Source organism: Acinetobacter sp. 809848, from assembly GCF_000581275.1.
Taxonomy (GTDB): domain Bacteria; phylum Pseudomonadota; class Gammaproteobacteria; order Pseudomonadales; family Moraxellaceae; genus Acinetobacter; species Acinetobacter pittii.
The window spans coordinates 1-17204 of record NZ_JEXG01000026.1 but is presented as its reverse complement, the minus strand read 5'-3'; the positions used below and the strand labels follow the sequence as shown (position 1 = coordinate 17204).

Genomic DNA, 17204 nt, shown 5'->3' with positions numbered 1-17204 from the left:
ACTTCAATGCTATACTGATACACTGTTTTATCTCATCAGCTGTTAAAAGATTATGTCTACCGAGACCTCCCTCCGACCACTCTTCTGGAAAAATTATCCATTAGAGCAACTGACTCAACTTGAGTGGGAAGCTTTATGTGATGGTTGTGGTTTATGCTGTCTGGTCAAACTAGAAGATGAAGATACGCATGAGGTGGCTTATACCAAAGTGGCTTGTAAGTTACTCGATTGTGGTACAGGGCGTTGTACGGACTACCCAAATCGTCAGCAGCAAGTACCTGATTGTTTACAATTAACGGTAGAGTCTCTAAAAACAATTCATTGGCTGCCCTCAAGCTGTGCTTATAAGCGCTTGAATGAAGGCAAGAATTTACCTTCTTGGCATTATTTAAATACGGGTTCTAGACAAAGCGTGGTTAAGGCGAAAAAGTCAGTTGCAGGACGTTGTATTTCTGAAGTTGATGTACATGAAGATGATCTTGAAGATTATGTAGTACGTTGGGTACGTTAAATAGATCTTAAAAGGCGTTGTTTGATTACAGCGTATAATAAAGTAACATTTTTATCGTCATTTTTTTGCTCATCTCCGTTATATAACAATAAAAGCAAAAGGAGATAAAAACGATGAGACGATTAGCAGCCCCCTTATTATGTAGTAGCTTTTTTTTGTTAATGGCCTGTGGGTCTAATAATACCAACTCAAAAAATCTTGAACAAAATACGACTGCGAAAACAGATCAGTCTGTTGCTGTCAAACAAACTTATCAGGTCGAAGCAGTCGCACATTTTAATGAGCCTTGGGCTGTGACCAGTCTGCCTGATCAACGTTTATTAGTGACTGAACGGCAGGGTAAATTAAAAATTTTTAACCCTAAAAATAAACAAATATTAGATGTCCAGAATGTCCCTGCAGTGAACTATGGGGGACAAGGTGGTTTAGGAGATGTCATTTTACACCCTGACTTTGCCAAGAATCATTGGGTTTATCTTAGCTATGCTACAAAAGGACAAGGCGGATCTGGCGCAGTGATTTCACGTGCGAAATTAGATTTATCTAATCCTAATCAGCCAAAACTTAACGATATAAAGCAGATTTGGCAGCAAGTACCTAAAGTCTCGGGACAAGGCCATTATGGACATCGCATGCTTTTTGGTACAGATGGTAAGCTGTGGGTCAGTTCAGGTGAGCGACAAAAGTTTGATCCTGCCCAAAACATGAAAAGTAACTTGGGTAAAATCTTGCGTTTAAATGAGGATGGCACCGCGGCTGTAGGTAACCCTTTTTATAAGCAAGGCGGGGTTACTGCTGAAATATGGTCACTTGGACACCGTAACCCTTTAGGTATGGCTTTTGACCGCCAAGGACAGTTGTGGGTGGTTGAGATGGGGCCTAAAGGTGGTGATGAGCTTAATATTATTACCAAAGGTGAAAATTATGGTTATCCAATCGTTTCAAATGGAGACCACTATTCGGGCCAACCTATTCCAGATCATCACACTCGGCCAGAGTTTAAAGCACCCGAAATTGACTGGACTCCTGTTATCTCTCCATCGAGTATGATCATTTATCGCGGACAACAATTTCCTGCATGGCAAAATAAAGCCTTAATTGGCGGGTTATCTTCCGAAGCGATTATTGTGGTGGATTTAGAGCATAAGCCCCTGAAAGAAGTGCAAAGATTGGATATGAAAAAACGTATTCGTGGGTTGCATGAAGCACAAGATGGTTCGATTTGGGTGATTGAAGATGGCTCAAATGCGCGTTTACTCAAGCTGAGTAAGAAACCCTCTTAATGCTAAGCAAGAGCCTGTAAATAAAGAACGTGTCTCATAGATTCAAATTGTAGATTTCTGTGAGACACAATAGACTATAGTGAAAAGACGATAAAGCCATTTGAGATGTCAGACACCCATATTCCACTTCCCGAACGCCTGCGCCCAAGAGACTTGTCTGAAATTATTGGGCAAGACCATTTATTAGGTGAACATGCGCCCTTACGTCAAATGATTGATCAGGGTCATTTGCCTTCTATTATTTTTTGGGGACCACCAGGCGTTGGTAAAACAACAATTGCTTTGCTTTTGGCTCAGGCAATAGACCGTCCATTTGTGAGCTTATCTGCGCTGAATACGGGCGTAAAAGAATTACGTGAAGTGATTGCAGAAAGTGGTGATTTACTGACACCTGTAGTTTTTATTGACGAAATCCATCGTTTTAATAAATCACAGCAAGATGCTTTATTGGGTGCTGTTGAAAAAGGCAAAATTACGTTAATAGGCGCGACAACTGAAAATCCATCTTTTGAGGTGAATAGCGCGCTTTTATCACGCTGTCAGGTCTATACCTTAAATAGTTTAGACAGTGAGGCAATTCAGACACTACTCAACAATGCACTTCAAAGCGATAGATTCTTAAAAGAACGTTACATTCATATAGAAGAATATGATGCGCTCATTCAGTTCGCAGCAGGTGATGCACGTAAAGCGCTTAATTTACTGGACTTGATCGCAAGTACTTTTGAACCAGAAATTGAAAACACGATTACCAATGCGGTTGTGGTAAAAGTCGCTCAGCAAAATATTGCGCGTTATGACAAATCTGGCGAGCAGCATTACGACCTTGTTTCTGCCTTTATTAAATCAATTCGCGGTAGTGATCCAGATGCAACGCTATATTGGATGGCACGTATGCTTAAAGGCGGAGAAGATCCAGTTTTTATTGCAAGACGTATGCTGATTGCAGCCTCAGAAGACATTGGAAACTCTAATCCAAATGCGCTATTGCTTGCAGGTGAGTGTTTCCGCTCTGTACAAGCGGTGGGTATGCCTGAGGCTCGAATTATTCTAGGTCAAACAGCAGTTTACTTAGCAACGAGTGCAAAAAGTAATAGTACTTATTTAGCGATTAATAAGGCTCTGGAACTTGCTGAAAAAACGGCAAATTTACCTGTGCCTTTGCATTTGAGAAATGCGCCAACCAAGCTTATGAAACAGCAAGGCTATGGTATTAATTATCTCTATCCTCATGATTACCCTGAGCACTTTGTGCTGCAAGACTATCTGCCGCCTGAGTTGAAGGGAACCAAACTCTATGAGTCTGCAAGAAATAAGCGTGAGGTTGAAGGTGAGCGTTTGCAGCAACGCAGATGGCAGCAGGAACAATAGTTCCTGCTTTATGCTATTCCAGCTCTTTAGTGACCTGACCATAAATCAGTAGAGTAAACACGCCTGTACCGCCAATAATATTGCCGATAGTGGTAGGGATGAGGAAAGTAAACAGATACTTGCTAATAGAAGCTTCTCCTTGCCAGACCAGATAGGACATTTCTGTAGAACCAACCACTACATGGGTAAAGTCACCCAGTCCTATCAAATACGTCATAAAAAAGATGAGCAGAAACTTATTACTGACTGAAGGCAACATCCAGACCAATGCAGCAATTAACAGCCCTGACATAATGCCTTTGAGCAGATTCTGAGTGGCAGAAAAGGAACCCACATGATGTGCGAGTTCATCTAGTGCTTTATCAATATCTGGCGTAAACAGGTGAGTAGTTAGGAAAAATAAACTCGCTAAAGCTGTTCCAATGATGTTGCATAGAATCACAATGCCCCATAAGCGGCCCACTGCTCGTAATTTATCGAAAGTAAAGGGATTAAATAAAGGCACAACTGTGGTGATAGTATTCTCGGTAAAGAGTTGCATGTGACTCAATATAGCGATTAGAAACCCAATGGTATAACCCACATTAGTGATTAAATCGGTCCAGACTGCATCAGTTGGGAGATAAGCAGCAATAATCGCTTTAAATACAAATGAAAAACTGATGACTAAACCCGCGGCAATCCCTGAAAAGATCAGTGCAGTTGTTGGACGATCAAGCTCTTCGGCACCATCACGGCGGATAATTTCATAAACCAGACGGGGTGACAGTTTCTCATGTTCTTCGACTGCCATTTTTTCACGCCAGCTTAAAGTTTTCTCGACTTTCTTTTCCTCTATTTCATGGTCCATCAGGGTTACTCCTCACTGAATAAATATCTTATATTTATTGTTTTATTTATTGTTAAGGCAGTGTTCAGGATAAATCTAGTCTATTCATAACAGCTTTATGTGTCTTTTTATAAATCGAATGCACAATGATCAGATCATCAATCACAAAATCAAAGAAAAGTATAAGCTCTTAAAGTACGGATGAGTGCCATATAGTCGCCTTGAGAGGCTTTAGCAATAACAGATTCAACCTCTGCCTGACTCCAGCCTTGTTTTAAGGCAGAAGTACTAAAGTTGTTTAATAAGACCAAAGGATTTTCACCAAAATGGATTGGATGATTCATTAATCTCTTTTCAAGCTTAGATAATTCCATAGGTTCATCCTAGTTTTTAAATTTAATTATTGTGAAGTACTTTGTGTTTTTTTAGATTTTAGTGTTTTAAATTAAGCTTATGCAAGTGTTAATTTATAGAAATAGACAAATCTGTCTACATTGTTTGGGGCGCATGGCGCTGAATATAAAAAAACCGGGCTTTAGCCCGGTTTTTTATGAAGTTTTACTGATTAGATGTCAGATAAATCTACGCCTAAACGAGCAGCAACTTCTTCATAAGCTTCAACAACACCGCCTAAACCTTGACGGAAACGGTCTTTGTCGAGTTTCTTCTTAGAGTCTTTATCCCATAAACGGCAGCCGTCTGGAGAGAACTCATCACCAAGCACGATGCGGTCATGGAAAACACCGAATTCAAGCTTGAAGTCCACCAAAATCATGTTGCCTTCAGCAAATAAAGCTTTTAATACATCGTTTACTTTATAAGTTAAAACTTTCATTTGTTCTAACTGTTCAGCAGTCGCCCAACCTAAAGCAATCGCTTGAGATTCGTTAACCATTGGGTCGCCTAGACCGTCATCTTTATAGAACAATTCAAATGTAGGAGGAGTTAACTCTTTACCTTCTTCTACACCTAAGCGACGGCATAGAGAACCAGCTGCGTAGTTACGAATTACACATTCAACTGGAATCATTTGAAGTTTTTTAACAAGCACTTCAGTTGGAGAAAGCAATTTTTCAAAATGCGTTTCAATACCCGCAGCAGCAAGTTTTTCCATGATGAAGGCGTTAAAACGGTTGTTCACCTTGCCTTTACGATCTAGTTGTTCGATTTTTTCGCCGTTGAACGCAGAGGCATCATCACGAAAGACTAAAATCAGATGGTCGGCATTGTCTGTTTCATATACAGATTTTGCTTTACCAGTATAGAGCAAGGTTTGTTTTAACATGAGGGAACCTTTTTAAAAAAAATGCCTAGTAAACGACTAGGCTGGCCAATTTTGGTAAATCTGGTTTAGCACTTCAGCAGCCACATCTGGGCTTGCAAAAGTGTTATCTACATTAAATAGAGCAAGAGTATGACTAGAACCTACACCAGTAAGTTTAAGCACATAAGTATTGTCATTTACTTTAATCGTCGCTTGATTACTACCTTGAGCGATGATGTTGAAATTTAAAGTACTTAAAGTTGCTTTGGTGTACTGCCAGATCTCGGCTGTATTTCCATCAACTTTTAACAACGGATTTTTATTACCGTCAGTCACAAGCTGAGGACGTCCAAGCGCAGTCGTCGTTTGAGCAGAGGCATCTAGTGTCGCATTACCTTGCGTTTGTTCAGGGCGTGGCAGTGCATAGCGGTTGCCACGCTTATTTTCAAACTTCGGTGCGTTATCGATAGCGCGCTGTTCTACAGTTGGTGCAGGATACAAAGGTGTCGCTGGTCGTACAGTTGCATCGGCAGGATATTCAAGCGGGGCAAGTTGCTTGGCATTTTTATAATCTAAAGAGTGATTATTAATTGCGAAGCGACCACAACCAGCTAAACTTAAGGCTGAAACTGCAAGGACTAAACCAAGACGTAATTGCATCATAAATTGCTCTTATTAAATAATTCCCGCATCTTTTAGGGCATTGCGGAGAGGTTCGCGATATTGCTCAGCGAGAGGAGTGAGTGGTAAGCGAATACCAGTATCAATCAGTCCCATCTCATGTAGTGCCCATTTCACAGGAATTGGGTTTGATTCGCAAAATAGAATATTGTGTAAATTTGCAATCTTATTGTTAAGCGTCTTCGCTTGTTGTTCATCTTTGGCAATCGCAACAGCACATACTTCACTCATTGCTTTAGGTGCAATATTTGCAGTAACCGAGATGTTGCCGTCAGCGCCAAGAAGCATAAGTTCCCATGCTGTCTCATCATCACCTGAGTACACAGCCATCTTGCCGTTTAACGCCTCAATTAAAGCTTTACCACGAGGTACGTCACCTGTTGCATCTTTAATGCCAACAATATTCGAGATCTCTGCTAAACGTACAGCTGTGTCGTTTGAAAGGTCTACGCCAGTACGACCAGGTACGTTATAGAGAATAAGCGGTAATTCAACAGCTTCAGCAATCGCTTTATAGTGTTGGTAAAGGCCTTCTTGAGTTGGCTTGTTATAATATGGTGTTACAAGTAAAGCTGCATCAGCACCGAGGTCTTTAGCGGCTTTAGTTAATTCGATTGCTTCACGGGTTGAGTTTGCACCAGTACCGGCAATAATTGGAATACGTTTATTGGCTACACGAATAATTTCTTTAATAACCTGTGTGTGCTCTTCCATGCTCAATGTTGAGGCTTCGCCGGTTGTACCGACGGCTACAATACTGTTTGTACCTTGTTCTATGTGCCACTCAACCAGCTTCTCAAGACCCTTCCAATCTACACCGCCGTCTTTCAACATTGGTGTGACGATTGCGACGATTGAGCCTTGAATGGTCTGTGCTTGCTGAGTCATTTTTAAAAATATCCTATTTATCCATCCGAATCTGAGGTAAGAAAAACAAAATGTGGGATGGTTGCAGTATTTTGATTGTCCAGTTCTAACAATAACAGATTGTTGAATGACAATTATGCAAATTATGACTGATCAGACGCATAAGAACAATACGCCTAACGGATAATCGCGATGTAAACTTGAGGAAAAGATAGGATGTTTTCGTTATTGCGCATTAAGAACACCCAATAAACACAACAATACAGTTGGATTCAGCTGAGCCTTACTTAATATGTACTTTTTTTATGGCAAGATAGAATGCAATTTCCCAGTTGGGATTGAAGATGACATGGAAATGAATAAACAACCACAAAATGCGGTTTTAATCGTAGTTGATGTACAAAATGGTTTTACACCGGGTGGAAATTTAGCAGTTGCTGATGCCGATAGAATTATTCCAACGATTAACCAACTTGCTGGTTGTTTTGAAAATGTCGTCCTGACTCAGGACTGGCACCCGGATAATCATATCTCTTTTGCAGCCAATCATTTTGGCAAGCAACCATTTGAAACCATTGAACTCGACTATGGACAGCAGGTGCTTTGGCCTAAGCATTGTGTACAAGGTACTCAAGATGCCGAGTTTCATCCTGATTTAAATATTCCGACAGCTCAACTGATTATCCGAAAAGGCTTTCATGCTCATATTGATAGCTACTCGGCTTTTATAGAAGCTGATCACTCTACAACGACGGGTTTAACAGGTTATCTAAAAGAGCGCGGTATTGATACGGTTTATGTGGTCGGAATTGCTACGGACTTTTGTGTAGCATGGACTGCTTTAGATGCAGTTAAGCAAGGTTTTAAAACTTTAGTGGTTGAAGATGCTTGTAAAGGGATTGATCTGAATGGTTCATTAGAACACGCGTGGCAAACCATGCAGCAGCAAGGTGTTGTCCGTATTCAGTCGACTGATCTGTTGAGTGAGCGCTAATTATATTGCTCTGGTTTTTAACTTTCATATTTTAATTTTTAGGGATAGAAAGTATGGCTGCATTCCTACGCTTTACCCAATTTATTCAAAAAACTTTTGCCCTATGGGTGATTGTTTTTGCAGCGCTAGCGCTATGGCAGCCTGAATTTTTTGTCTGGCTCAAAGCGTACATTCCATGGATTTTGGGCATTATTATGCTTGGTATGGGAATGACCATGACTGTCGATGACTTTAAAGGGGTATTACAAAGCCCTAAAGCGGTATTGATTGGGGTGGTAGCGCAGTTTGTCGTAATGCCTGGCTTGGCATATGTTTTATGTAAATTATTTAATTTACCGCCTGAAATTGCGGTTGGGGTCATTTTGGTGGGTTGTTGCCCAGGGGGAACGGCGTCAAACGTAATTACCTATATGGCCAAAGGCAATGTGGCGTTATCGGTAGCCTGCACATCGGTATCAACACTTTTAGCACCTGTATTAACCCCTGCGATTTTCTATCTGCTTGCCAGCCAATGGCTAAAGATTGATGCAGCTTCAATGTTTATTTCGATTTCGCAGGTGGTGCTACTGCCTATTGTGATTGGTTTGATTTTAAGAACATGGCTTAAACGTCAGGTCGAATCTTATATTCAAGTCATGCCTTTAGTTTCGGTCATTGCAATTGTAGCGATTGTGGCCGCGATTATTGGTGGAAGCAAAGCAGCAATTTTACAGTCGGGCTTGCTCATTTTAGCCGTAGTGATCTTACATAACGGGCTTGGCTATTTATTAGGTTTTACCGCGGCACGTTTCTTTAAACTACCTTATGCGGACAGTAAGGCCATTGCTATTGAGGTGGGGATGCAAAACTCAGGCTTAGGTGTTGCACTTGCAGCAGTCCATTTTGCTGCTTCTCCGATTACAGCTGTACCAAGCGCAATTTTCAGTCTTTGGCATAATATTTCTGGGCCTGCGCTTGCGACTTATTGGGCAAGTAAACACAAACAAGAATAACTGTATAAACAACATTCATTAGGAAAGAAGGCCAAACGAATAGTTTGGCCTTTTTATTTAAAGCATATTTTAGGGGAGCTAAAGCTAGAACTGGTATGTCTTTTGCTTTGAATTGATGCACTAAAAATAACGTGAATATGAGTATAAATCGTAAAGAAAAATAAGGCATTTCCTTGATGAACCAGATTTTTAAATTATTTATTCCCATGCTCTCAAGCAATTTAATTCTAGTTTTAAGTGGATTGATTGATATTGCTTATGTAGGGCATTTTAGTAACGATCATGTAGCAGCATTATCGGTGACCTTATCTTTATATACAGTGGTTTATGTCATTGGTATGGGGATTCTGCAAGGTGTGATGCTCAAGCTTTCAGAAGCTTATGGTTGCCATGACATACCACGCATTCGTCAAATTTTTATTCAAGGCATCTGGCTGATGTTATGTTCGGCATTGGTGAGTATTGGCTTGCTCTACTTGTTCCGTGATTTGCCCAAATTGTTTGGTGCATCGGAACATGTTGTTTCAATTACTAAAAACTGTATTTGGGCTTTGGTATTTATTTTACCTGCCCATTTACTGATGCGCTTATTTACAGCTTTATCTCAGGTCACTGAAAATGCGCATAAGGTTTTACTATCAGATAGCATTTTCTTCATTCTTAAAATTATTTTGTCCTATCTTTTGATTTATGGCGTCGCTTCATTTTCAATTCCACCACTCGGTGCCATAGGGGCTTTGTTAGCCACTCTCATTGTACGGTGGTTTATGTTGGCTGTTTATTACGTATTTTTCTTGGAAAAAGGATACCTCTTTATTGAGCAACCCGAACAGTCGATTGAAGATAGTCGAGAAAGTCTGCGGATGATTTTAAAAATAGGTATCCCGACAGCAATTATGGCGTTGATGGACGTTGTTGCATTTTGTTCGGTTGCTATTCTGATTTTACCTTTTGGGAGTGTGGTGTCAGCAGCACATCAAATTGTCGCAAGCACTGGCGGCTTCATGTTTATTTTTCCTTCGTCCATTGCCTCGGCCTATAGCATTTTGGTGTCACGATCTATGGGCAGCGGGAACATGGAAGAAGCAAACAAAATTGCCAGACAAAGTATATGGGTGATTATGGCAGTGAGTGGCAGTTTGTCCCTGTGTTTATGGTTGGAACGGGATTTAATTGTCACGTTCTATTCAGACGATTTGGCCGTGCAGATTTTGGCTGCATCGTTGTTGTTGATTGTGTGTCTGTCTCACTTTCTAGATGGCTTAATGACGTTATTGACCTCTTTGTTGCGCTGTTGGGATGTGTCGATTTTACCAATGCTGATTTTCTTGGTCGTGGTGTTATGTTTCGGATTAGGCGGTGGTTGGTGGATGGCCTATAAAGGACTGCATTGGCAGGATATCTCGATTTCTGCGATGGGAATTTATGGCTTCTGGTGGATGGCTGCCATAAGTTATTTAGTGGCTTGTCTAATGAGTGCCATCTGTTTCCATTTTAGAAAACAATTAAGAGGATTTTGATTGAGCAGACAATGATTAAAGAGGATGTTCTACTAACCAATCTTCAATCTCATTTTCAGAAATTACTTCAAAGCCATGGCGCTGCAAAAGCGCCGTGGTGATTCCAACTCCCGTAATTTTCTCACCTTGAAAAGTACCGTTATAAATTTTTTGGCTACCACAAGATGGGCTATTCTCTTTTAAAACCACACAAGTCGCTTTTATTTGCTGCGCAACTTCTAGGGTGCGGTAAGCACCTTTTAAATATAACTCTGTCACATCTAAACCAGATGAATCAGTAATTTTTGCTTTGCCATCAAGCACATCTTGACCTGTTCCGTCCACAATTTCTGCGGGTAAACGGGGAGTGGTAAAACCACCTAATAGCTCTGGGCATAATGCTTGGGCTTTTTTATTGATTAATAGTTGCTTAAGTCGGGTATTTGGACAGGATTTACCATCATATCGAACAGGTTCACCAATTAAACATGCGCTGACTAAAAGCATAGTTTTTCAAACTCAAAGCAAGAGAGATTTTTGAAGATAAGGATCATAAACAGAATATCGAATATGACAATTGATTTTAAAAACAGGCAAATTAAAAGATTACTAAAATTATGCAATTCATAATTAAGTTATGTATTGCATAATTTAATTGTTTTTAGTAGCATCTAATTCAAGGTAAATGGCCATTGGAGATCCAACAAGGATGTTGGTCTCCATAAATCTATAAATGATTTTTAGGAAAAGACGATTTTTAAGGGTTTATTGAAAAATCTCAATCGTACTTTTAGATAACAAAGGACAGTGTGTATGGAAAACAAACACCACATGGAACGGAAATTAATCATTAAAGGCTTTACGCTCATCATATCTTCGTTTTAATGACTCGTTTTTTTCTCATAGGATGCGTTGGGTTAAGCCAATTTGACGGTTCAAGTCTTCACCCAATAGCAACGTATTCTATAGAGAAAGGAGCTGAGTTCATCAGCAATAGAGATAAACGGAACAGGTAATCACCAGAGGGAAACTAGATGGATATTTTAGAGAACCCATTAGAATTATGCGGTTTTGCATTTATTGAGTTTGTTTCAAAAGAAAATGAATTAGATCCAGTTTTTGAGACAATCGGCTTTTCAAAAGTAGCCAAGCATAAATCGAAAGAAGCGTACTTATGGCGTCAAGGAAATATCAATATTATCCTGAATTATCAGCCAGAATCTTATGCTTCATTCTTCTTTAATGAACATGGTCCATCTGCTTGTGCGATGGGTTTTAAAACACGTGATGCAGCAAAAGCTTTCCAAAAAGCAGTAGAACTTGGTGCTGAACCAATGTATTCAAAAGTTGGGCCAATGGAGCTCAACATCCCGGCAATCAAAGGTATTGGTGGTATGCCAATCTTTTTAGTTGACCGTGATATTTATGAAAATGACTTTGTTTTCTTTGATGATGCCGAGAAACGTCCAGTAGGGGCAGGCTTAAATGAGATTGACCACTTAACTCATAACGTCTACAAAGGCCGTATGGAGTATTGGGCAAACTTCTATGAAAAAATCTTTAACTTCCAAGAAATTCGCTACTTTGATATTAAAGGTGAATATACAGGTTTAACGTCTAAAGCATTAACAGCACCAGACGGTAAGATCCGTATTCCGTTAAACGAAGATTCAGACAAAGGAAACGGCCAAATTGCAGAGTTCCTATCTGACTTTAATGGCGAAGGTATTCAGCATATCGCGTTTATTTGTGATGACTTAATCTCGACTTGGGATAAGTTAAAAGGCCTTGGTCTGAAATTCATGACACCGCCGCCAAATACGTATTATGAAATGCTAGAAGATCGTTTACCTGAGCATGGTGAACCGACTGATGAATTAAAACAGCGCGGTATTTTGCTTGATGGTAATACTAAAGACGGTCAGAAAAAGCTTTTATTGCAAATTTTCTCTGAAAACATGATTGGTCCAGTTTTCTTTGAATTTATTCAACGTAAAGATGATGATGGCTTTGGTGAAGGTAACTTCAAGGCGTTATTTGAGTCGATTGAACGTGACCAGATTCGCCGTGGTGTTTTAGAAACTAAATAAATAAGCTGAGCTTTATTCCTGATCTTAAAAAAACCAAGAGTTTGATCTCTTGGTTTTTTTTATGGCTACTGATTAGCGGCTTTTAATATATTGATTGATGAGGTTCACTTCATTTTTCAAGATTTCAATCGTTTTACTATGAGGATCGACTGGTAAAAACATTTCACTGTCTAGTGCGACAATACAAAACTCAATACTTTGATTTGAGTTAAATACAGGTAAACCCACCGCATTAATTCCTGTCAGTAAATCACCTTTCGCTGCCGACATTTGTTGCTGGCGAATGGTGTCTTTAAGCTCTGTAAATGCTTGCCAGTTTTGTGGTGCGATGTGCAGATCAAGCTCTTGATGTTTTTGCCATTCTATTTCCATTAAGGGACGAACAAAATGTTCTGGAAGATAAGAAGCAAATAGACGTCCCGCAGCAGAATTGACTAAAGGCATAATCGAGCCGACTTTAGTCACAATCGAAATAGGGTGGTTTGATTCAATCGATTGAACCACGACAGGGCCTTTTGGTGACCATTTACTAATTTGTATACCGCAACCAATTTTGTTTTGTAGGTCATAAATTAAATGCTGTACCAGCTGTAGTGTGTCGCTATGCTGGACACAGTTGAGACCTAAGCGCCATGCCTGATCACCTAAAGCATATTGCCCATCATCAAGCTGTTTTGCATATTCCATACGAATAAGGCTAACCAGATAGCGGTGAACCTTGGCAGGATGCATTTCGAGCTTGCTAGACAGATCTTTGAGAATAATAGGTTGATTGTGTTCCAAAAGGGCGTTTAGTACAGATAAACCGACTTCAAGTGATTGAACCCCCCCAGATACTTTTTCTTCAATCATTTAAATACCCTTAATAAATTTACTTCAGCTGTTAAACAGTGACGATCAAAACATAAATTGAAATTGGCGCGTTTTACATCATGCCTGAGCCTAGTGAAAAATAGAAATCACCTTTTTCTATTAGCGAAATTGACATGTTTAATAACCAACAATTTTCTAAAATCACTATGCTCTTATTTATAGCGCAATTTTCTAGAAATTTAGCGGTTTTAAATAATATAAATCGGCATTGATATAGAACTGCTCTTAAAACAATTCTAATCAATGCCGATTTTTTAGTGCGCTCTTTAAAAATTAGGTTCCTAACTCTTCTTCATGCAAGAAATGAGTATGGTGCGGAGCGCGTTTGGTTTTGCTCCATTCCTCTAGCATTTCAGTTTTCATTTCTTCAGTAATTTTTGCAATTTTTTCTTCAGCATGAGCATCGTTATAAGTCAGTTCTAAACGATGGCCATTTGGGTCAAAGAAGTAAATTGAGTGGAAAATACCATGGTTAGTTACGCCTAAAACTTTCACGCCATTTTCTTCTAAATGTTGCTTGGCAGCCATCAGCGCATTTAAGTCTTCAACTTCAAAAGCAATATGTTGTACCCATTGAGGCGTATTTTCGTCTCGGCCCATTTCTGGTTGAGTTGGCAATTCAAAAAATGCCAAAACGTTGCCTTGACCAGCATCTAAGAATAAATGCATATATGGGTCAAAGGCTTTAGTTGACGGCACATGGTCTTCAGCAAAAGCTAAAATAAAGTCCATGTTGAGCATTTTTTTATACCACTCAACAGTTTCTTTCGCATCCTTACAACGATATGCAACGTGATGTATTTTTTTAATGGCAAATGTCATATTAAAACTCCTTTTTACTATTCCCAATCTGGTTGTTGTTCTGGCGCCGCGTTATAAAAGGCTGGGATAGACAAACAATGGTGATAAATCGATTCAATTTTTGGAAACGCAGATAAATCAATCTTGAAGCGTTTCGCGTTGTAAACCTGTGGAATCAGACAGCAATCAGCAATTGTTGCTTGTTGTCCAAAGCAGAATTGTCCATTTGAATCTTGAAGTAGCTGTTCGAGATTTTGAAAGCCTTCAATAATCCAGTGCTGATACCAATAATTTTTCTGCTCATCTGAAACATTTAAGTCATTTTTTAAATATTTCAGTACGCGTAAGTTGTTTAACGGGTGAATATCGCAAGCGATTGCTTGGGAAAAAGCACGGATTTTGGCTCTCTCTTGCACATCACTTGGAAGTAATTTGGTTTCTAGATATTGCTCATCCAGATATTCCAAAATACTTAACGATTGAGACAAGGTTAAATCGCCGTCAATTAAAGTCGGAACTAGAGCACTACGGTTTAACTTTAAATAGTCTTCGCTTTGCTGTTCGTTTTTTACCAGATGAACTGGAACAGTCTCATAAGCTAATCCTTTAATGTTTAGACCAATCCGTACTCTGTAGGCTGCAGAGCTACGAAAGTAACTATACAGCTTCATAGTCAGGCTCCGAAGTTTCTGCAAAATCGAAATTTAATGCAGGAAGGACTGTATTTCGAACTTCACCGAAGCCAATGCGAATACTATTTTTCTCACAGTGACCTTTCATAATGAGTGTATCGCCGTCTTGCAAGAAACCACGAGTTTCACCATTGGCAAGTGTTAAAGGCTTGGTGGTGTTCCATGTAAGCTCAAGCAAGCTGCCATACGAATCTGGTGTAGAACCTGAAATAGTACCTGAACCCATTAAATCACCAACCTGAACGTTACAGCCGCCAATGGTGTGGTGAGTGAGCTGCTGAGCCATAGACCAGTACATATATTTGAAATTAGTTTGGCAAATCACGTCAGCTTGTGCCGATTTCGGGCTTTGAATTTCAACACTCAAATTAATGTCATAACTATTCGCGATATTTTCTTGTAAATACGTTAAAGGTTTAGGCTCTTGTTTTGGGCCTTCCACTTTAAATGGCTCAAGTGCTTCAAGTGTGACTACCCAAGGTGAGATGGCACTAGCAAATGATTTTGAATTGAAAGGGCCTAAAGGCACATATTCCCATTGCTGGATATCGCGTGCTGACCAGTCATTGAGTAATACCATTCCAAAAATATGATCCCAAGCATTTTCAATAGAGATCGGCTGGCCAAGCTCTGTTGGTTTACCAATAACAAATGCTGTTTCAAGTTCGAAATCGAGTTTACGCGTAGCTGAGAAAACTGGGCGCTCTTCATTTGGAAGTTTAATTTGACCAGATGGACGCACGACTTGAGTGCCACTGACGACAACAGAGCTAGCACGGCCGTTATAACCAACAGGCAATTCAGTCCAGTTTGGCAGTAAAGCATTTTTAGGGTCGCGGAACATACAGCCTACATTGGTGGCATGTTCTTTAGAAGAATAGAAATCGGTATAACCAGATACTTGAAGTGGTAAATGCAAAGTAACGCTGTCTTGCTTAACCAAAACTTCCTGACGCAATGCTTCATTTTCTTGAAGCGTTAAATTTTCAACCGAGAGAAGAGACTGTAGTGTCTTACGAACTTTTGACCAGTTGGCTTTTCCAGACTCGATAAATTTATTCAGAGTAGGCTGGTTAAAGTATGTGTCTTGTTCTGAAAGTTTTAAAAGACCATGCTTTTCAAGAGCAGCGAGATCAATCACCCAATCACCAATAGCTACACCAACTTGACGCTCACTTTCGTTAGCTCTGCTAAAAACACCGTAAGGCAAATTATGAATAGTGAAATCTGATTGAGGTGAAACTTCAATAAAAGAGTTTAGTTTTTGTTCCATTTTCGCTTCCTTGTCTTTATCTCGGGTCTTATACAAATAAAAGTTCGGTCTAGGACTGAGCTACTCAATAAGTTTTAACCTTTGCTTAGATCATCTTTTGTCTTATGAGTTTGATATAGACCGAGCACAACCAATTGCTTCATGTCTCTATAATACTGAATTCATAAAATTACGCAATACATAATTTAATTACACATTTCATAATAATTGTCATTTCTTGTATTTTCTGTTTTCATTCGCGGTCATGAGAAAAGTTACGCAATTATTTTTTCATGAATCTCTATGAAAGTTTGATCAATTTATGATATACGTAATTTATTGGAAAAAAATTACGTGACACGGATGAGAATAATCATATGTCAGCACAAGAGCAAGGAAACCTGAAACATGGTTTGAGTAATCGGCACATCCAGCTTATTGCATTGGGTGGGGCGATTGGCACAGGGCTTTTTCTTGGTATATCACAATCGATTAAATTAGCAGGTCCATCGGTCATCCTCGGTTATGCCATTGCAGGATTTATTGCTTTTTTAATGATGCGTCAGCTTGGTGAAATGGTGGTAGAAGAGCCAGTTAGTGGATCTTTTAGTCATTTTGCCTACAAATATTGGGGACCATTTGCAGGGTTCATGTCAGGATGGAACTATTGGGTACTCAATGTACTCGTCTGTATGGCAGAACTAAGCGCAATTGGTCTTTACATTCAATATTGGTGGCCGCAAATCCCGACGTGGGCATCTGCTTTAGCCTTCTTTGTCTTAATTAATGGCATTAATTTGCTACACGTTAAGTTTTTTGGCGAAATGGAATTTTGGTTTTCTATTGTCAAAATCTTAGCGATTCTTGCAATGATTGGCTTTGGTTCATATCTACTTGCAACAGGCACAGCAGGTCCACAGGCAAGCATTTCAAACCTCTGGGCACTTGGCGGTTTCTTCCCGTTTGGTGTTGAAGGCTTAGTCATGGCAATGGCAGTCATTATTTTTGCTTTCGGTGGTATTGAGCTTTTCGGTATTACTGCAGCTGAAGCACGTGACCCTGATAAAACTTTACCTAAAGCTGTGAATCAAATTATTTACCGTATTTTGATTTTCTATATTGCGACGCTTTTTGTTTTATTCTCGCTGTTCCCATGGAACCAAATGGCACAAGGCGGAAGCCCGTTTGTGATGGTATTTGCTTCT

18 protein-coding genes are annotated in these 17204 nt (G+C 39.7%); 8 read left to right on the top strand and 10 right to left on the bottom strand.

What is annotated here, in order from left to right; translation table 11 throughout:
• Positions 1-52 precede the first annotated feature (52 nt).
• From J536_RS17695 to J536_RS17685, 3 genes are all read left to right on the top strand, one after another.
• Entirely contained in the window at positions 53-511 is a 459-nt protein-coding gene (locus tag J536_RS17695) for a YcgN family cysteine cluster protein (RefSeq protein ID WP_032063516.1), read from the top strand.
• A 113-nt stretch (positions 512-624) separates the two neighbouring features.
• Positions 625-1794 (top strand): PQQ-dependent sugar dehydrogenase, encoded by a 1170-nt coding sequence (locus tag J536_RS17690; RefSeq protein ID WP_032063515.1) that lies wholly within the window; start codon positions 625-627, stop codon positions 1792-1794.
• Positions 1795-1899: 105 nt separating this feature from the next.
• Positions 1900-3165 (top strand): replication-associated recombination protein A, encoded by a 1266-nt coding sequence (locus J536_RS17685; protein ID WP_017402866.1) that lies wholly within the window; start codon positions 1900-1902, stop codon positions 3163-3165.
• A gap of 13 nt (positions 3166-3178) precedes the next feature.
• Here the strand turns inward: J536_RS17685 and J536_RS17680 are convergent, their stop codons facing one another.
• The 5 genes from J536_RS17680 to dapA form a co-directional block, all read right to left on the bottom strand.
• Positions 3179-4015, bottom strand: coding sequence for a formate/nitrite transporter family protein (locus J536_RS17680; RefSeq protein WP_032057142.1), 837 nt, complete (start codon positions 4013-4015; stop codon positions 3179-3181).
• 149 nt (positions 4016-4164) lie between these two features.
• Positions 4165-4368, bottom strand: coding sequence for a hypothetical protein (locus J536_RS17675; protein ID WP_005804340.1), 204 nt, complete (start codon positions 4366-4368; stop codon positions 4165-4167).
• 191 nt (positions 4369-4559) lie between these two features.
• Positions 4560-5279, bottom strand: coding sequence for a phosphoribosylaminoimidazolesuccinocarboxamide synthase (gene purC, locus J536_RS17670; RefSeq protein ID WP_002119240.1), 720 nt, complete (start codon positions 5277-5279; stop codon positions 4560-4562).
• 36 nt (positions 5280-5315) lie between these two features.
• The gene (locus tag J536_RS17665; protein ID WP_002119179.1) at positions 5316-5918 is read right to left on the bottom strand and encodes a hypothetical protein; all 603 of its coding nucleotides are present in this window, start codon (positions 5916-5918) and stop codon (positions 5316-5318) included.
• Positions 5919-5933: 15 nt separating this feature from the next.
• Positions 5934-6827, bottom strand: a complete 894-nt coding sequence (dapA, locus tag J536_RS17660; protein ID WP_005804343.1) for a 4-hydroxy-tetrahydrodipicolinate synthase — start codon at positions 6825-6827, stop codon at positions 5934-5936.
• A 328-nt stretch (positions 6828-7155) separates the two neighbouring features.
• Here dapA and pncA point away from each other — a divergent pair, with 328 nt between their 5' ends.
• The 3 genes from pncA to J536_RS17645 all read left to right on the top strand — a co-directional run bounded on the left by pncA (position 7156) and on the right by J536_RS17645 (position 10312).
• Positions 7156-7800, top strand: a complete 645-nt coding sequence (pncA, locus tag J536_RS17655; protein ID WP_032057140.1) for a bifunctional nicotinamidase/pyrazinamidase — start codon at positions 7156-7158, stop codon at positions 7798-7800.
• A 53-nt stretch (positions 7801-7853) separates the two neighbouring features.
• The gene (locus J536_RS17650) at positions 7854-8792 is read left to right on the top strand and encodes a bile acid:sodium symporter family protein (protein WP_032063514.1); all 939 of its coding nucleotides are present in this window, start codon (positions 7854-7856) and stop codon (positions 8790-8792) included.
• A 176-nt stretch (positions 8793-8968) separates the two neighbouring features.
• Complete coding sequence (locus J536_RS17645; RefSeq protein WP_032063513.1) at positions 8969-10312, top strand: MATE family efflux transporter; 1344 nt, start codon at positions 8969-8971, stop codon at positions 10310-10312.
• Positions 10313-10327: 15 nt separating this feature from the next.
• On the opposite strand, the gene J536_RS17640 is transcribed toward J536_RS17645, so the two are convergent.
• A complete protein-coding gene (locus tag J536_RS17640) occupies positions 10328-10798 on the bottom strand; it encodes a DUF523 domain-containing protein (RefSeq protein WP_005804347.1) in 471 nt (156 codons plus the stop codon).
• 527 nt (positions 10799-11325) lie between these two features.
• Between J536_RS17640 and hppD the strand changes: the two genes are divergently transcribed.
• A complete protein-coding gene (hppD, locus tag J536_RS17635) occupies positions 11326-12381 on the top strand; it encodes a 4-hydroxyphenylpyruvate dioxygenase (protein ID WP_002119157.1) in 1056 nt (351 codons plus the stop codon).
• Positions 12382-12453: 72 nt separating this feature from the next.
• Here the strand turns inward: hppD and J536_RS17630 are convergent, their stop codons facing one another.
• From J536_RS17630 to fahA, 4 genes are all read right to left on the bottom strand, one after another.
• Positions 12454-13233, bottom strand: coding sequence for an IclR family transcriptional regulator (locus J536_RS17630; protein ID WP_005804348.1), 780 nt, complete (start codon positions 13231-13233; stop codon positions 12454-12456).
• A 294-nt stretch (positions 13234-13527) separates the two neighbouring features.
• The gene (locus J536_RS17625; RefSeq protein ID WP_002119119.1) at positions 13528-14076 is read right to left on the bottom strand and encodes a VOC family protein; all 549 of its coding nucleotides are present in this window, start codon (positions 14074-14076) and stop codon (positions 13528-13530) included.
• Positions 14077-14093: 17 nt separating this feature from the next.
• Entirely contained in the window at positions 14094-14726 is a 633-nt protein-coding gene (gene maiA, locus J536_RS17620; RefSeq protein ID WP_005804350.1) for a maleylacetoacetate isomerase, read from the bottom strand.
• Positions 14713-16020, bottom strand: coding sequence for a fumarylacetoacetase (gene fahA / locus J536_RS17615; RefSeq protein ID WP_025464152.1), 1308 nt, complete (start codon positions 16018-16020; stop codon positions 14713-14715). Before fahA ends, maiA begins: the two co-directional genes overlap by 14 nt.
• A 356-nt stretch (positions 16021-16376) precedes the next feature.
• On the opposite strand from fahA, the gene J536_RS17610 reads away from it, so the two are divergent.
• A partial coding sequence (locus J536_RS17610) for an amino acid permease (RefSeq protein WP_032063512.1) occupies positions 16377-17204 on the top strand: 828 nt, incomplete at its 3' end.

Excerpts from the sequence above, each read along its gene's own strand:
- J536_RS17685 (WP_017402866.1), top strand. The coding sequence starts at position 1,900 with ATGTCAGACACCCATATTCCACTTCCCGAACGCCTGCGCCCAAGAGAC.
- J536_RS17645 (WP_032063513.1), top strand. The coding sequence starts at position 8,969 with ATGAACCAGATTTTTAAATTATTTATTCCCATGCTCTCAAGCAATTTA.
- J536_RS17695 (WP_032063516.1), top strand. The coding sequence starts at position 53 with ATGTCTACCGAGACCTCCCTCCGACCACTCTTCTGGAAAAATTATCCA.
- J536_RS17675 (WP_005804340.1), bottom strand. The coding sequence starts at position 4,368 with ATGGAATTATCTAAGCTTGAAAAGAGATTAATGAATCATCCAATCCAT.
- J536_RS17680 (WP_032057142.1), bottom strand. The coding sequence starts at position 4,015 with ATGGACCATGAAATAGAGGAAAAGAAAGTCGAGAAAACTTTAAGCTGG.
- pncA (WP_032057140.1), top strand. The coding sequence starts at position 7,156 with ATGGAAATGAATAAACAACCACAAAATGCGGTTTTAATCGTAGTTGAT.
- J536_RS17640 (WP_005804347.1), bottom strand. The coding sequence starts at position 10,798 with ATGCTTTTAGTCAGCGCATGTTTAATTGGTGAACCTGTTCGATATGAT.
- J536_RS17650 (WP_032063514.1), top strand. The coding sequence starts at position 7,854 with ATGGCTGCATTCCTACGCTTTACCCAATTTATTCAAAAAACTTTTGCC.
- purC (WP_002119240.1), bottom strand. The coding sequence starts at position 5,279 with ATGTTAAAACAAACCTTGCTCTATACTGGTAAAGCAAAATCTGTATAT.
- dapA (WP_005804343.1), bottom strand. The coding sequence starts at position 6,827 with ATGACTCAGCAAGCACAGACCATTCAAGGCTCAATCGTCGCAATCGTC.
- maiA (WP_005804350.1), bottom strand. The coding sequence starts at position 14,726 with ATGAAGCTGTATAGTTACTTTCGTAGCTCTGCAGCCTACAGAGTACGG.
- hppD (WP_002119157.1), top strand. The coding sequence starts at position 11,326 with ATGGATATTTTAGAGAACCCATTAGAATTATGCGGTTTTGCATTTATT.
- J536_RS17630 (WP_005804348.1), bottom strand. The coding sequence starts at position 13,233 with ATGATTGAAGAAAAAGTATCTGGGGGGGTTCAATCACTTGAAGTCGGT.
- J536_RS17665 (WP_002119179.1), bottom strand. The coding sequence starts at position 5,918 with ATGCAATTACGTCTTGGTTTAGTCCTTGCAGTTTCAGCCTTAAGTTTA.
- fahA (WP_025464152.1), bottom strand. The coding sequence starts at position 16,020 with ATGGAACAAAAACTAAACTCTTTTATTGAAGTTTCACCTCAATCAGAT.
- J536_RS17690 (WP_032063515.1), top strand. The coding sequence starts at position 625 with ATGAGACGATTAGCAGCCCCCTTATTATGTAGTAGCTTTTTTTTGTTA.
- J536_RS17625 (WP_002119119.1), bottom strand. The coding sequence starts at position 14,076 with ATGACATTTGCCATTAAAAAAATACATCACGTTGCATATCGTTGTAAG.